The sequence below is a fragment of the Pectobacterium artocarpous genome (genome assembly GCF_046159765.1).
Lineage (GTDB): Bacteria > Pseudomonadota > Gammaproteobacteria > Enterobacterales > Enterobacteriaceae > Pectobacterium.
Map to the genome: position 1 here is coordinate 1 of NZ_JBJXVK010000025.1, position 14,200 is coordinate 14,200.

The following is a 14,200-nucleotide window of genomic DNA, read 5'->3' on the forward strand; positions in this document are numbered from 1 at the left end:
TGCGAAGGTGGCGGAATTGGTAGACGCGCTAGCTTCAGGTGTTAGTGTCCTTACGGACGTGAGGGTTCAAGTCCCTCTCTTCGCACCACAGATTTCTTCTGTATCTTCCTGATTTTCTTCCCTGTTTATTCTCTTTTATTCCTTTTCTGTCGATAGCTGTAGCGCTTTTCTGCGTTTGTTGACCTTTCTGAATGTGTTCACCGCTCCGCGTTTATTTACATCGTGGTCAGATTAAACGTGACGGAAAGTGCCGCCAGTCCGCCAGCCAGCGCAATGCAGGATGGCAGCAGCAAATAGTGGCGTAAGCGTTGATGAAACAGCATGACGAGGGTCGCCAGCAGCGCGATGGCGATAATCACTTTCAGGTGTGTCAGGTTAAGATCGAGCAGTGCCAATAGCGGCATGATGGCACAAGGCAACAGCACGCCCCAGGCACTTGACAAATGCTTCCCCATACACCAACTCACGCTCCATAGCCCGCAGGCTGTGATCATTGCTGTCAGCATTTTTCCACCCGTCAAAAGTGATAATGATAACTAATATCATATAAGAATTTATGTCAATTACTAGTTTTTTGACGAGCAGATTGGCGGAATTTTCTTCATCAAGGCATTAATTGGGATGCTGACTGCTCAGATGCTGGCGTATCAGGTGGATCATATTCACGATAGTGGGAGATCGTTCATGTTTACGCCAGATAGCCGCAATTTGTGTATGGATTTCGGGCATGCCGATATCATGATAGGTGATGTTATCGGCCTTAATGCAGGCAAGTGACTCTGGTACGAGCGTGACGCCGAAGCCTGCGGCGACCATCCCTACCGTTGCCGTGAGCTGAGGGGCAAAGGGGCTGGGTCTGGGGCCATAGCCTGACAGATAGCAGGTGCGGATAATCATATCGTGCAGCCCTGGACACACCTCTCGTGGGAAAATAATCAGCGGCTCCTGACGTAGTTCGCTGAGCGAGACCTGCGTTTTATGGCTAAGTGTATGCCCTACGGGCAACACCAATTTCATGGGTTCTTCGGCCAAAATCTCCCCGTTAATCTCATCACTGAGATCGCAAGGTAAGCGCAGAAAGGCGATGTCGATATTGCGTTCTTGCAATGAAGCGATAAGCGTTGCTGGATTTTCTTCTTTCGGTAGCGGTTGAACATTCGGATACTGCTTACAGTAGCGATGCAGCAGCGCAAGCACCGTTGGATGGTACATGGCCGACGGGGAGAAGCCTACGTTCAGGCTACCTTTTTCCCCTCTCGCAATACTTCTTGTACGTGCAATCGCCGAATCGGTGAGTTGCAGAATCCTGCACGCATCCTCATAGAGCGCCTGTCCCGCCTCCGTCATTTCTACACCGCGCGTTAGTCGTTTGAACAGTGGTGTCCCGACCTCCTGTTCGAATTTCTTGATTTGCTGGCTGAGAGGCGGCTGCGACATCCCCAGATTTTCTGCCGCACGCGTGAAATGCCGCGCTTGTGCAACGGCGACAAAATAGCGCAGGTAACGTAGTTCCATTCACGTAACTCCATATGTCCCCGATCTTGAAATGACCTTCATTGAATATTGGAATTTTGTTCTCTGCCGCGTCAAGCTTTATCTAAATATTAATAATGTTTAAGTAATTGGTGCGGTGGGAAGGAAGGTATGAAAACGAGTGTCAGTGAACAATCCTGTGAGGAAGCCTTTGCCAGCTATGCATGTGATTTTCAGCGGCAGCATGCAGACAGCGTTATTTATCAGACCTCATTAATGAGTGGGCTATTAAATGGCGTCTATGAAGGTAGCCGAACGATGGCTGAACTGCTGGAGTATGGTGACTTTGGATTAGGAACATTTAATAGTTTGGATGGGGAACTGGTTGCATTAAATAGCCAGATTTTCCAACTGTTATCAGACGGTAGCGCGCGGGCGGCGCAGCCGGATCAGAAAACGCCATTCGCGGTCATGACGTTTTTTCGCCCGACGGAAACGATCCGCTTTGATCGTTGGACGTCGCGTGAAAACGTGCATCGCCAGATTGATGAGATTGTGGGTACGGATAATTTGTTCTGCGCGCTGCGGATTGATGGGAATTTTCGCTGTGTTGAAACCCGTACTGTCCCCCGGCAGTGCCGGCCTTATAAACCGATGCAGGAAGCGGTTGAAGGACAACCGACATTTCATTTTGAACACCGTAACGGCAGCGTTATTGGTTTTCGTAGTCCAGCTTACACTCAGGGAATTAATGTCGCGGGTTACCACGAACATTTCATTACTGACGATCGCCAGGGCGGCGGCCATATTCTGAATTATGACGTCGAACACGGCACGCTAACGTTTGGCGTGGTTGCCAAACTGATCATCGATCTGCCTCAGGATCGGGAATTTCTCAATGCCGATCTGTCCTCAGAAAATCTCAATAGCGTCATCAAGTCAGTAGAGAGCTAGTCATTTCATCGGAGTCATGTCATGGAAAAGTCCACCGAACAACAAAGCTGGAGTAGTGGAGCCGAGCTGATTGTAAAACACCTGGAAGCGCAGGGCGTGAAGCATATTTTTGGTATCCCCGGCGCCAAAATCGATCGCGTGTTTAATGAACTGGAAGACTCGACAATTCAAACGATCCCGGTACGTCATGAGGCGAACGGCGCGTTTATGGCGGCGGCGATAGGCCGCCTCACGGGGAAAGCGGGAGTGACGCTGGTGACATCCGGCCCCGGCTGTTCCAATCTGGTCACCGGGCTGGCAACGGCGACCGCAGAGGGGGATGCGGTTCTGGCGCTGGGTGGGGCGGTTAAACGGGCAGATAAACTGAAGCTGACGCACCAGAGTCTGGACACCGTCAGCTTGTTTCAGCCGGTGAGCAAGTTCAGTGCGGAAATCACGGCCTCGAGTGCGATCTCTGAAGTGCTGGCGAATGCGTTCCGGGCGGCGGAAAGCGGTCGTCCGGGGGCGGCGTTTGTCAGCCTGCCGCAGGATATCGTCAATGAACCGGTTACTAGCCCGGTACTGGCTTGTCCGCATTTACCGCTGCTAAACGGCGCGCCGCATAGCGATATTGCCGAAGCGGCCAAACGGCTGAGACAGGCTAAAAACCCGGTGCTGCTGCTTGGGTTAATGGCCAGCCAGCAGGAGAATGCGCAGGCGCTGCGTCGTTTCCTTCACCGTAGCAAACTGCCTGTGACCAGCACATATCAGGCTGCTGGCGTGATCGATCAGCAGCAGTTCGATCACTTTGCTGGTCGTGTCGGATTATTCAACAATCAGGCAGGCGATAAGCTGCTGCAACAGGCGGATGTGATCATTACCGTGGGCTACAGCCCGATTGAGTACGATCCGGTGTTATGGAACAGCGGTAAGGCGACGCTGATCCACATTGATGTGCTGCGGGCGGAGATCGATAGCGCTTATCGTCCCGATATCGAGCTGCTTGGGAATATCGCAATGACGGTGGACACGCTGAATACGTGCATCAGCGAACCGTTTATCTTGTCTGCTGATACACAGTCCGTGTTGCGGGACCGCCAGCGCCAGCGGCACGATCTCAGTACGCGCGCCATCAACATGGCAGGATTTGCGATCCACCCTTTGCGTTTAGTACGGGCGATGCAGGATATCGTGAATGAGGATGTCACGCTGTGTGTGGATATGGGGAGTTTCCACATCTGGCTGGCGCGTTACCTGTATAGCTTCCGGGCGCGACAAATTCTGATGACCAACGGCCAGCAAACCATGGGCGTGGCGCTACCGTGGGCGATAGCGGCATCGCTGGTGCAGCCCGGCAGAAAAGTGGTGTCCGTTTCCGGCGACGGTGGGTTTATGCAGTCCAGTATGGAGCTGGAAACCGCGGTGCGCCTGAAAAGTAATCTTCTGCATATCATCTGGGTGGATAACGGCTATAACATGGTGGAAATCCAGCAAATTCATAAATACCATCGCCCGGCGGGTGTGACATTTGGCCCGATTGATTTTAAGGCGTATGCGGAAGCGTTTGGCGCAAAAGGGTTTACGGTGGAATCTGCGGATGAGTTGGTCAGTAAACTTCGTCAGGCGATGGACGTTGACGGCCCGGCAGTCATTGCGATTCCGGTTGATTATTCCGATAACCACTGGCTGATGGAGAACCTGAATATTAGTGTGCTGATCTGATATTTCAGGCGATTACCCGCCCGCGTGGTGCTGGGCGGGTATCGCATAGAAAAAATTCCCCTAAATCATCTGATGCCGCTTATCTTAGTCTCTCTTTTTTAATCTTTTTCCTTGCGTTAAGATAGAGTGCATATGGGGTAATATAATTTACTTTTATGCAATGATAATGAGGCAAGGATGGCCTAATGAAAAATCAATTCTGTGATATCAATTCTACGTTTTCCTTTCCTAAATGGAATGGTGTCGATTTTGCTTTATGGCAGTACCTGCCTAATGATGAAAGCCTTTTGACGGGTGATCCTAGATTATGGGCCTATAAGGCGGCTTATCTGAATTATAATAGAGATAAAATAAAAGCATATGCCCTAAGGGAGAGAATACCTGTTTTACTTTTGGCAGGAGTTGCTGTTGCAGAGGTTGGTGGTGTGCCTGAACGAACGAAGTCTTATGGTGTTCTTCAAGTCTATCAGTTGTTGGATTTTTTCCAACGAAGTGGTAATAAAAAATCAAACTCAACATCTATAGGGAGTTTGGCTATTCAACTTAGGGTAGCCGCGGAAACACTAGGGGTTGATCCAGAAAGCTTAACTTCAACGCAGCAATTACAATTGGCTAATTGTTTACTAGATGATGATTTCAATATTCGACTGGTTGCTAATCATCTTAGAGATCTTATTATTTATGATAACCCTGGTATTACTGATACGTTAAATATAACAGATGAGCAATTAATATTGGCTGCATCAAGATACAATCGAGGTATAGAAAGGAAAAAGGAAGATTTCATCAATTCTATTAATGCGGAAGCAGGAGATCCAATGAGAGAGTACTCTTCTTATGGTCGAATGATAATAAAAAGAAGAAGTGTTATAAATAAAATACTAGGCATTTGAATATGAAAAGAATAACTCCTCTATCAATTATATTTATCATGTATACCTGGTTTTTAATTTTTGCGTCCTTAATTTTTAGCTCTTTAAAAGAAGCATTTTTTATTGATGGTGATGAGATTAAAAATATTTGTGATGTAGTCAGGATCTTTGTTGTTGATGATCATAGGGGGCCTATGGCCGTCGCGATATTGATAGCGATTATCCCAACAATTATATACGGTACAAAAACGAAATTTAAAAGCAGCGTATTGATTGCTAGCGTGCTCTTTTTTTTCTTAACCTGGATTTGGGGGTTCATTTACAAATATAGAGATTGTCTTTGGTTTTAGTCTTGGATGAAGACTAGAGAGGGGTTGTAACTCACCTTTAAATAGGTGAGTTACATGATTAGAAGTTAATGAATGTTTTCTCCCCACAAGCTATAACCTGATGTTCCCGCTATATGGTGCTCCCATGTGATACTTTGATATTTCAAAGTGATCATTTCCTCTGGCTGATTACTTGCATGGTCAATGGCATGTGGATAGAGAACACTAACTCTTATTAAATAAGCATCTTTTAATTTAACCGAATAAAATAGCTCGGAAGCACCAGAGGATGATGTTCTATAGAAAACGAATTTTAGATTCAGACATTCATTATTTGATATTGCAATTCCAAGGAGTGGTGATGATTTATCTATTGGTTTAATAAATGATATTGGTCCATGATTAATGTTTTGTTCTCTGGTTAATACATGATCAAAGGAATAAACCATTATCTGATCTTCATGTCTTTTTTGATATTTATTTCCTATCGAGGGGAAGGTTGAACATCCTGAGGATATCAATCCTTGTTCTTGACCTTCTATTGTCACATAAATCGAGTTGGCCATATAAAGTCCTTTTTATTTAATGTTAACTGTCTTGATGTTAGATAATATTATAAAAGAAAATGAATAAAAAGTATCTGCAGAGTTTTTTGTCGGATGTTCAGAATGTGAATGAGATAACTTAAGTGTGACTCATTATTATCATGAAAATGATAAGGTTGAAATAAAATTCTTTAATCAACGATATTCTGGCGGTCGTTACAGTTTTAGTTGATTATTCCGATAACCACTGGCTGATGGAGAACCTGAATATTAGTGTGCTGATCTGATATTTCAGGCGATTACCCGCCCGCGTGGTGCTGGGCGGGAGTGTGCTATGTTTCCTTGAATAATACGGTGTATGGCGGCATGGTTTTCTTTAGAATCATCCGTATCGCTACAGGGTCATGGAAAGGGAAACGAGCATGGTGATGAAATCTGCCCGTCGCATTGTTAAACGTGGAGCCATTGTGATCGGGGTTATCGCGATGACGCTGCTGGCCATTCGTATTTATGATACCCAAAGCGGACCGCCGCTTGCGCCGTGGCACACCTACGTGCCGGATGAACTGTCGGTTGATGAGCTGGATAAAGGTGACTGGGCGGCGTATTTAAAGCAGGAAACGCTCATCTTTCAGCAGGTTAATCAGCATGTCACGCAGGAACTGGACGAGGATGATCAGCGTCCGGTTAACCGCTACTTTTCCGGTAGCCCGGTTTATCCCGGGAAATTTCAGCATGACTGGAATCGTTCCTATGAACTGTCGCCGGAAGGGGAAGTGAAAGGCGCGGTAGTCATGTTGCACGGTTTGACCGATTCTCCCTACAGCCTGCGACATATTGCGGAACGCTATCGTCAGCGTGGTTTCTTCGTGGTCGGGATCCGTTTGCCCGCTCACGGTACGGTGCCGGGGGCGCTGACTGATGTGCAATGGGAAGATTGGCTGGCAGCCACACGTCTGGCAGTACGTGAAGCGGCGTCACATCTGACGGCACAACAGGGGCAAAGGCGACCGCTGCATATCGTCGGCTTTTCCAACGGCGGCGCGCTGGCGCTGAAGTATGCACTGGATACGTTGGATAACCCTGCGCTGGCGCGTCCCGAACAGCTCATCCTTATTTCCCCGATGATAGGTATTACCAGCTATGCTCGCTTTGCGGGATTGGCTGGGTTACCCGCTATCTTCCCAGCCTTTGCCAAGTCTGCCTGGTTGGGCATTTTGCCTGAGTTTAACCCTTTCAAATACAACTCATTTCCGGTTAATGGTGCGCGCCAATCCTGGCTGCTGACACATGAACTTCAGAGCCAGTTAAGCCGCAAAGCGCAGGCGAATGCGTTGGTTAATCTGCCGCCTGTGCTGACGTTCCAGTCGGTGATGGATTTCACCGTCAGTACGCGAGCGGTGATTACCGCGTTCTATAATCTACTGCCCGCTAATGGGAGCCAACTGGTGCTCTTTGATGTCAACCGTACCGTTAACTTTGGCCCGCTTCTGCGTGAGTCGACGAAGGGTGCCATTAGCCAGCTGTTACCCGTTAGACCACGTCATTATGATACGACGGTGATTTCCAACGCCGCGCCGAACAGCACACATGCCGTCGCGTTTGATGTTGCGGCTGGCGCGACGCAAGAACAGACGCGGGATCTGGGAATGGACTATCCAACGGATGTGTATTCGCTATCGCATGTCGCGCTGCCGTTCCCGGATTCGGATTCGTTGTATGGCCGTTTCTCACAGAACCCCACCGAGTTTGGCTTGCCGCTGGGGCAAATTACCCCGAGGGGAGAACGTTCCGCACTGGTGGTCGATCTGGATACGCTGTTGCGGTTGTCGTCGAACCCGTTTTATCCCTACTTGATTCAGCGTATTGAAGAAAAGATCCCGCGCTAGCGAATAGCCACCCGCACAGCGTCGCGAGTGGCGTTGAGTTTTACTCAGTAAATGGATTGATACAGCGCTTTAATTTCATCGATATTCGTATCGCGTGGGTTGCCTCCGGTGCAGACATCGTCAAAGGCGGCCTGCGCCAACGCCGGAATATCTTCTTCTTTTACGCCGACATCGCGCAATCGCGGTGGAATATCCACATCGTGAGAAAGCTGCCGCACGGCGTTAATGGCGGCTTCTCGCGCTTGAGCAATCGGCATCTCTGCCGCGCCTTTTACTCCCATTGCCACGGCGATGGCCCGGAATTTTTCCCCCGTGTAGTCGGCGTTGTAAGCCATGATAGGCGGCAATAGGATGGCGTTAGCGACGCCGTGAGGGGTGTTGTAAAACGCGCCAAGCGGATGCGCCATGCCGTGCACCAGTCCAAGCCCGACGTTTGAGAACCCCATACCGGCGATGTATTGCCCCAGCGCCATCTCTTCCACGCCTTTTGGTTTTCCGGCGACAGAATCACGCAGTGAACGGCTGATAATCTCAATGGCTTTCAGGTGCAGCGTATCGGTCAGTTCCCAGGCGGCTTTGGTGGTGAAGCCTTCAATGGCGTGCGTCAGGGCGTCAATCCCGGTGGCGGCTTTCAGCGAGGCTGGCATACTCGCCATCATGTCGGGATCGACGATAGCGACAATCGGAATATCATGCGGATCGACGCACACAAACTTGCGGCGTTTTTCTTCATCAGTGATGACGTAGTTGATGGTAACTTCTGCGGCTGTACCTGAAGTGGTCGGAATAGCGATAATCGGGACGGCAGGATGCCGAGTGGCTGCAACGCCTTCGAGGCTGCGAACATCGGCGAATTCGGGGTTATTGATAATAATCCCGATAGCCTTGCAGGTGTCCTGCGGTGAGCCACCGCCAATCGCGATCAGGTAGTCGGCCTGTGATGCCTTGAAACGTTCGATGCCTCTTTCCACCACGCTGATGGTTGGATTGGGAATCACCTCATCGTAGATATCGTAGGGTAACCCTGCTGCATCCAGCTTCTCAGTGACCTTTGCGGCAACGCCAAATTTAACTAAATCCTTGTCCGTCACCAGCAGTGCTTTCCTGAATCCTCGCCGCCTCACTTCTTCGACAATGTGCGCAATAGCGCCTGCGCCAAAGTAGGAGGTTTCGTTAAGAATCATTCTGTTAATCATCATCTCTCTCCTAATCACGTTTGATTTTTATAAAGTGAAAAATACATGCTGCGCAATTCCTTGTGATTAGTATGGATAAGATCGGCTATCGGTGCCTTCTACCTGCTGCCATATCACTTTGTGTGGTGGCACTGAGGTAAAGACACCTGATAAGCCGTTCACAGAATCGTCAGGATGGCAGAATAAGAGAGAGGAGGACGTGTGGAATTCGGCGTGGGTGTTTGATTGAAAAAATCTAATTTAGCGCTGTTTTTATCATTATATTATCTAATTCGAATGGTGTTTTTATTTGGGTGACATTGCCTGCATTAGCCAGTTTTAATGTCATTAATTTGCGTAATATTCTAATTTTAATCAATTATGTGCTTAATTTAATCGATTATTAAGAGCATTTGTCTGTTTTGTTTTCTTTGAGTGAATCGCATTTCTTTGTCTTCTATATAATTTATCTTATGCCTGAGGGTGTGGTTTAACCTGCACTTCGGTGGTAAGTTCAGTAAGAAGATATCGTTTGCGCAGCGTGTTTTTTCGCCTGAACGCCATGCGCTTAAGAGGGATGAAGAATGGCAAAGCAGACCCCGTTGTACCAACAGCATCTGGCCGATGGCGCCAAAATGGTGGATTTTCACGGCTGGATGATGCCGCTGCATTACGGCTCACAACTGGATGAGCACCATATTGTGCGTCGGGCCGCTGGCATGTTTGACGTTTCCCACATGACTATCGTCGATTTGCACGGTGTGAGAACGCGTGAATTCCTGCGTTATCTGCTGGCAAATGATGTCGCCAAACTTACACAGCCGGGCAAAGCGCTTTATACCGGCATGCTGAATGCCTCTGGTGGTGTGATCGACGATCTGATCGTTTATTTTCTCACGGAAGACGATTTCCGACTGGTGGTGAACTCCGCAACGCGTGAAAAAGATCTCGCCTGGATCGAACAGCACGCTGCGCCATTTGGTGTTGAAATTCGTGAGCGTGACGATTTGGCGCTGGTTGCGGTGCAAGGTCCGCAGGCGCAGGAAAAAGTTCAAAAACTCCTGAAGGCAAAAGGCCTGAGCGATGCAGACGTGGCGGCGGTTGCCAGCATGAAGCCGTTTTTTGGCACGCAGGCAGGGGATTTCTTCATTGCTACGACGGGTTATACGGGCGAAGCCGGTTATGAAATCGCGCTGCCGAATGAGCAAGTGGTCGATTTCTGGCAGCAACTGCTAGAGCTTGGCGTGAAGCCATGCGGGCTGGGCGCACGCGATACGTTGCGGCTGGAAGCCGGTATGAACCTGTATGGTCAGGATATGGATGAGAGCATTTCACCGCTGGCGGCCAATATGGGCTGGACCATCGTCTGGCAGCCGGAAGAGCGCCAATTTATTGGGCGTGAGGCGTTAACGCATCAGCGTGAAAAAGGCACCCACCAACTGGTTGGTTTGGTGCTGAAGGAAAAAGGCGTATTGCGCAATGATTTACCTGTGCGCTTTACTGATAGTGATGGCGTCATACGCGAAGGGGTCATCACCAGCGGATCGTTCTCGCCAACGCTTGGCGTGAGTATCGCACTGGCGCGTGTTCCGGTGGGGATTGGTGAACAGGCGATAGTGCAGATTCGTAACCGCGAACTGCCCGTCCACGTGACCAAACCCGGCTTTGTTCGTGCCGGAAAAGCCATCGTTCAGTATGAATAGCGGCTTGCCTGTAAAAAAGATAAGCGTATGGGATTAACGACTTTAGGAAAGGGGATGCAATGAGCAACGTACCAGCAGAATTAAAATACACCACGTCGCACGAATGGGTACTGCATGAGGGTGACGGTATCTACAGCGTGGGCATTACCGAGCACGCGCAGGAACTTCTGGGTGACATGGTCTTTATCGATTTACCGGAAGTGGGTACGGTCGTCGCCGCAGGCGATGACTGCGCGGTGGCGGAGTCGGTAAAAGCGGCGTCCGATATTTATGCCCCCATCAGCGGTGAGATTGTGGAAGTGAACGAAGAGCTGGAAAGCTCCCCTGAACTGGTCAACAGCGCGCCTTATGCCGATGGCTGGCTGTTCCGCATCAAAATTTCTGATGAGTCTGATTTAGACGAACTGCTTGATGCAGAAGGCTATCAGGCTTCTTTAGAAGAAGACGAGTAGTTATCGCGCCCCGGCCTCTATGCCGGGGCGTTTGTTTTATGCGCCCGCATCATATTTCGGCGTGGCGGCTAGCACGATTAATGCAGGAAATTACTGTAATGACCCAGACACTCAGTCAACTCGAACATGACGGCGCGTTTATCGAGCGCCATATCGGTCCTTCCGTCAGCCAACAGCAGTACATGCTGTCGGTGGTGGGGGCGACGTCGCTGGATGCGCTGATCCGCCAGATTGTCCCGGTGGACATTCAGTTGCCCAGCCCGCCAGCGGTGGGAGAGGCTGTGACGGAGCATGAGGCATTAGCTGAGCTGAAGGCCATTGCGGGACGTAATCAACGTTATAAAAGCTATATTGGCATGGGCTACAGTGCGGTGCTGATGCCACCGGTGATTTTGCGCAACATGCTGGAAAACCCAGGGTGGTACACCGCCTATACGCCATACCAGCCGGAAGTTTCTCAGGGACGTCTTGAGGCGCTGCTGAATTTCCAACAGGTCACACAGGATTTAACCGGATTGGATTTGGCCTCTGCTTCGCTGCTGGATGAAGCGACCGCAGCGGCGGAAGCGATGGCGATGGCGAAGCGCGTCAGTAAACTTAAACAGGCCGAGCGTTTTTTTGTCGCTGACGATGTGCATCCGCAAACGCTGGACGTGGTACGTACCCGTGCGGAAACATTCGGTTTTGAGATTGTCGTCGGTAAAGCGGAAGAGGCGCTGAAAGACGACGCGGTGTTTGGCGTGCTGCTGCAACAGGTAGGGACGACGGGCGAACTGCATGATTACAGCGACCTGATGGCCGCACTGAAAGCGCGTAAGGTGGTTAGCTGCGTCGCGTCGGATATCATGGCGCTGGTGCTGCTGACCGCGCCGGGCAAGCAGGGCGCGGATATCGTCTTCGGCTCCGCACAGCGTTTCGGGGTGCCGATGGGCTACGGCGGTCCACACGCGGCATTCTTCGCCTGTCGTGATGAGCATAAACGTGCTATGCCGGGACGTATCATTGGCGTGTCGCGCGATGCGGCGGGCAACACCGCGCTGCGCATGGCGATGCAGACGCGTGAACAGCACATTCGCCGTGAGAAGGCAAACTCGAATATCTGTACCTCACAGGTATTGCTGGCCAACATTGCCGGAATGTATGCGGTATTCCACGGCCCGGAAGGGCTCAAGCGTATTGCAGGGCGTATCCATCGTCTGACCGATATTCTGGCGGTGGGGCTAACGAAGAGCGGCCTGCTGCTGCGCCATCGCAGCTGGTTCGACACGCTGACGATTGAGGTGAAGGATAAGGACGCAGTACTGAGCCGGGCATTAAGTTTTGGCATCAACCTCAGAGGCGATTTAGCCAATGCTGTGGGCATCACGCTGGATGAAGCGACCACGCGTGAAGACGTGCTGGCGCTGTTTGCGGTGCTGTTAGGTGACGATCACGGATTGGATATTGAAGAGCTTGATGCGGCTGTTGCTCAGCAGACTGCGACGATCCCAGCCGGGCTGGTACGACAGGATGCGATCCTGTCGCATCCTGTTTTCAACCGCTATCACAGCGAAACCGAGATGATGCGCTATCTGCACCGTCTGGCACGTAAGGATCTGGCGCTGAATCAGGCGATGATCCCGCTTGGTTCCTGCACCATGAAGCTCAACGCGGCGGCGGAAATGCTGCCGATTACCTGGCCGGAATTTGCCGAACTGCATCCGTTCTGCCCGCCTGAACAGGCGTTGGGCTATCGTCAAATGATCGAACAGCTATCAGGCTGGCTGGTACAGCTCACTGGCTATGACGCGATTTGCATGCAGCCCAATTCAGGTGCGCAGGGAGAATACGCGGGGCTGCTGGCGATCCGCCGCTATCATGAAAGTCGTAATGAAGCTGGTCGTCATCTCTGTCTGATTCCTAGCTCCGCCCACGGTACTAATCCGGCATCGGCGCAGATGGCGGGGATGGACGTGGTGGTGGTCGCCTGTGACAAGCAGGGGAATATCGATCTGCACGATCTGCGTGAAAAAGCGCAGGCGGCGGGCGAACAGCTTTCCTGCATTATGGTGACCTATCCATCCACCCATGGCGTCTATGAAGAGACGATCCGTGAAGTGTGCCAGATCGTACATCAATACGGCGGTCAGGTGTATCTGGACGGTGCAAATATGAACGCACAGGTGGGGATTACCACACCGGGCTACATTGGCGCAGATGTCTCGCACCTGAACTTGCATAAAACCTTCTGTATTCCGCACGGCGGTGGTGGGCCGGGCATGGGGCCGATTGGCGTGAAAGCGCATCTGGCCCCCTTTGTTCCGGGTCATCAGGTCGTAAAAATGGAAGGTATGTTGACGGAGCAGGGCGCGGTATCGGCGGCGCCGTTCGGTAGTGCGTCGATTCTGCCGATTAGCTGGATGTACATCCGCATGATGGGGGCGGAAGGGCTGAAACAGGCCAGCCAGATGGCGATCCTGAACGCGAATTACATCGCGACGCGCTTGCAGCAGGCCTATCCGGTGCTCTACACCGGCCGTGACGGTCGCGTGGCGCACGAGTGCATTCTGGATATTCGTCCGCTCAAAGAAAGCACAGGGATCAGCGAGATGGATATCGCCAAGCGCCTGATCGACTACGGTTTCCATGCGCCGACCATGTCGTTCCCGGTCGCGGGCACGCTGATGGTGGAGCCAACGGAATCGGAGAGTCAGGTCGAGATCGATCGTTTTGTTGACGCGATGCTGGCGATCCGTGCCGAAATCAATCGCGTTGCACAGGGCGAATGGCCGCTGGACGATAACCCGTTGGTGAACGCGCCGCATACACAGACGGAACTGGTGGCCGATTGGGCGCACCCGTACAGCCGCGAGCTGGCGGTATTCCCGGCAGGCAGCGAACACAAATACTGGCCGAGCGTGAAGCGTCTGGACGATGTCTACGGCGACCGTAACCTGTTCTGCTCGTGTGTGCCGATGAGCGATTATGCGTAATTAACTGTGCTGGCGGTTTCGTCAGTGTTGTTGTTTCTCTCTATCCTGGCCTCCCCTACTCAGGGGAGGCATAATTTACTGATTTATTTCTCCTTTTCCTTTGCCAATCTTTGACAAAATGCTGTGCGTTGACTC

Annotated in this window: 12 protein-coding genes and 1 tRNA gene; 9 read left to right on the forward strand and 4 right to left on the reverse strand. The window is 50.9% G+C overall.

Features of this window, described 5'->3' with window-relative positions:
* The first annotated feature begins 1 nt into the window (after position 1).
* Positions 2-88: transfer RNA gene (locus ACKQAD_RS15855), tRNA-Leu, on the forward strand.
* A 127-nt stretch (positions 89-215) separates the two neighbouring features.
* Here the strand turns inward: ACKQAD_RS15855 and ACKQAD_RS15860 are convergent.
* The gene (locus ACKQAD_RS15860) at positions 216-506 is read right to left on the reverse strand and encodes a DUF1435 domain-containing protein (protein WP_409161037.1); all 291 of its coding nucleotides are present in this window, start codon (positions 504-506) and stop codon (positions 216-218) included.
* 106 nt (positions 507-612) lie between these two features.
* The gene (locus ACKQAD_RS15865; RefSeq protein ID WP_409161038.1) at positions 613-1,515 is read right to left on the reverse strand and encodes a LysR family transcriptional regulator; all 903 of its coding nucleotides are present in this window, start codon (positions 1,513-1,515) and stop codon (positions 613-615) included.
* Between the two features lie 129 nt (positions 1,516-1,644).
* Here ACKQAD_RS15865 and budA point away from each other — a divergent pair, with 129 nt between their 5' ends.
* The 4 genes from budA (at position 1,645) to ACKQAD_RS15885 (ending at position 5,350) form a co-directional block, all read left to right on the forward strand.
* On the forward strand, positions 1,645-2,427 hold the full coding sequence (budA, locus tag ACKQAD_RS15870; protein WP_409161039.1) for an acetolactate decarboxylase: 783 nt from the start codon (positions 1,645-1,647) through the stop codon (positions 2,425-2,427).
* Between the two features lie 21 nt (positions 2,428-2,448).
* On the forward strand, positions 2,449-4,128 hold the full coding sequence (gene alsS, locus ACKQAD_RS15875; RefSeq protein WP_409161040.1) for an acetolactate synthase AlsS: 1,680 nt from the start codon (positions 2,449-2,451) through the stop codon (positions 4,126-4,128).
* 185 nt (positions 4,129-4,313) lie between these two features.
* Positions 4,314-5,021: a hypothetical protein gene (locus tag ACKQAD_RS15880; protein ID WP_409161041.1), complete on the forward strand. Its 708-nt coding sequence runs from the start codon at positions 4,314-4,316 to the stop codon at positions 5,019-5,021.
* Positions 5,022-5,059: 38 nt separating this feature from the next.
* Positions 5,060-5,350 carry a DUF2645 family protein gene (locus tag ACKQAD_RS15885; protein WP_409161097.1) on the forward strand — a complete coding sequence of 97 codons (291 nt, stop codon included), beginning with the start codon at positions 5,060-5,062 and terminating at the stop codon, positions 5,348-5,350.
* 65 nt (positions 5,351-5,415) lie between these two features.
* On the opposite strand, the gene ACKQAD_RS15890 is transcribed toward ACKQAD_RS15885, so the two are convergent.
* Positions 5,416-5,895 (reverse strand): Hcp family type VI secretion system effector, encoded by a 480-nt coding sequence (locus ACKQAD_RS15890; RefSeq protein WP_409161042.1) that lies wholly within the window; start codon positions 5,893-5,895, stop codon positions 5,416-5,418.
* Positions 5,896-6,296: 401 nt separating this feature from the next.
* Between ACKQAD_RS15890 and ACKQAD_RS15895 the strand changes: the two genes are divergently transcribed.
* A complete protein-coding gene (locus ACKQAD_RS15895) occupies positions 6,297-7,763 on the forward strand; it encodes an alpha/beta hydrolase (RefSeq protein ID WP_409161043.1) in 1,467 nt (488 codons plus the stop codon).
* 44 nt (positions 7,764-7,807) lie between these two features.
* Here ACKQAD_RS15895 and fucO read toward each other — a convergent pair whose 3' ends face one another.
* On the reverse strand, positions 7,808-8,959 hold the full coding sequence (gene fucO, locus ACKQAD_RS15900; protein WP_409161098.1) for a lactaldehyde reductase: 1,152 nt from the start codon (positions 8,957-8,959) through the stop codon (positions 7,808-7,810).
* A gap of 563 nt (positions 8,960-9,522) precedes the next feature.
* Here fucO and gcvT point away from each other — a divergent pair.
* The 3 genes from gcvT to gcvP all read left to right on the forward strand — a co-directional run bounded on the left by gcvT (position 9,523) and on the right by gcvP (position 14,065).
* Positions 9,523-10,641: a glycine cleavage system aminomethyltransferase GcvT gene (gene gcvT, locus ACKQAD_RS15905; RefSeq protein ID WP_409161044.1), complete on the forward strand. Its 1,119-nt coding sequence runs from the start codon at positions 9,523-9,525 to the stop codon at positions 10,639-10,641.
* Between the two features lie 59 nt (positions 10,642-10,700).
* Positions 10,701-11,093 (forward strand): glycine cleavage system protein GcvH, encoded by a 393-nt coding sequence (gene gcvH / locus ACKQAD_RS15910; RefSeq protein WP_409161045.1) that lies wholly within the window; start codon positions 10,701-10,703, stop codon positions 11,091-11,093.
* Between the two features lie 98 nt (positions 11,094-11,191).
* On the forward strand, positions 11,192-14,065 hold the full coding sequence (gene gcvP / locus ACKQAD_RS15915; protein WP_409161046.1) for an aminomethyl-transferring glycine dehydrogenase: 2,874 nt from the start codon (positions 11,192-11,194) through the stop codon (positions 14,063-14,065).
* The last annotated feature ends 135 nt before the right edge of the window (positions 14,066-14,200 follow it).

Bases quoted from the DNA above. Each gene is read 5' to 3' on its own strand.
- ACKQAD_RS15860 (WP_409161037.1), bottom strand. From the start codon at position 506: ATGCTGACAGCAATGATCACAGCCTGCGGGCTATGGAGCGTGAGTTGG.
- ACKQAD_RS15865 (WP_409161038.1), bottom strand. From the start codon at position 1,515: ATGGAACTACGTTACCTGCGCTATTTTGTCGCCGTTGCACAAGCGCGG.
- budA (WP_409161039.1), top strand. From the start codon at position 1,645: ATGAAAACGAGTGTCAGTGAACAATCCTGTGAGGAAGCCTTTGCCAGC.
- alsS (WP_409161040.1), top strand. From the start codon at position 2,449: ATGGAAAAGTCCACCGAACAACAAAGCTGGAGTAGTGGAGCCGAGCTG.
- ACKQAD_RS15880 (WP_409161041.1), top strand. From the start codon at position 4,314: ATGAAAAATCAATTCTGTGATATCAATTCTACGTTTTCCTTTCCTAAA.
- ACKQAD_RS15885 (WP_409161097.1), top strand. From the start codon at position 5,060: ATGTATACCTGGTTTTTAATTTTTGCGTCCTTAATTTTTAGCTCTTTA.
- ACKQAD_RS15890 (WP_409161042.1), bottom strand. From the start codon at position 5,895: ATGGCCAACTCGATTTATGTGACAATAGAAGGTCAAGAACAAGGATTG.
- ACKQAD_RS15895 (WP_409161043.1), top strand. From the start codon at position 6,297: ATGGTGATGAAATCTGCCCGTCGCATTGTTAAACGTGGAGCCATTGTG.
- fucO (WP_409161098.1), bottom strand. From the start codon at position 8,959: ATGATTAACAGAATGATTCTTAACGAAACCTCCTACTTTGGCGCAGGC.
- gcvT (WP_409161044.1), top strand. From the start codon at position 9,523: ATGGCAAAGCAGACCCCGTTGTACCAACAGCATCTGGCCGATGGCGCC.
- gcvH (WP_409161045.1), top strand. From the start codon at position 10,701: ATGAGCAACGTACCAGCAGAATTAAAATACACCACGTCGCACGAATGG.
- gcvP (WP_409161046.1), top strand. From the start codon at position 11,192: ATGACCCAGACACTCAGTCAACTCGAACATGACGGCGCGTTTATCGAG.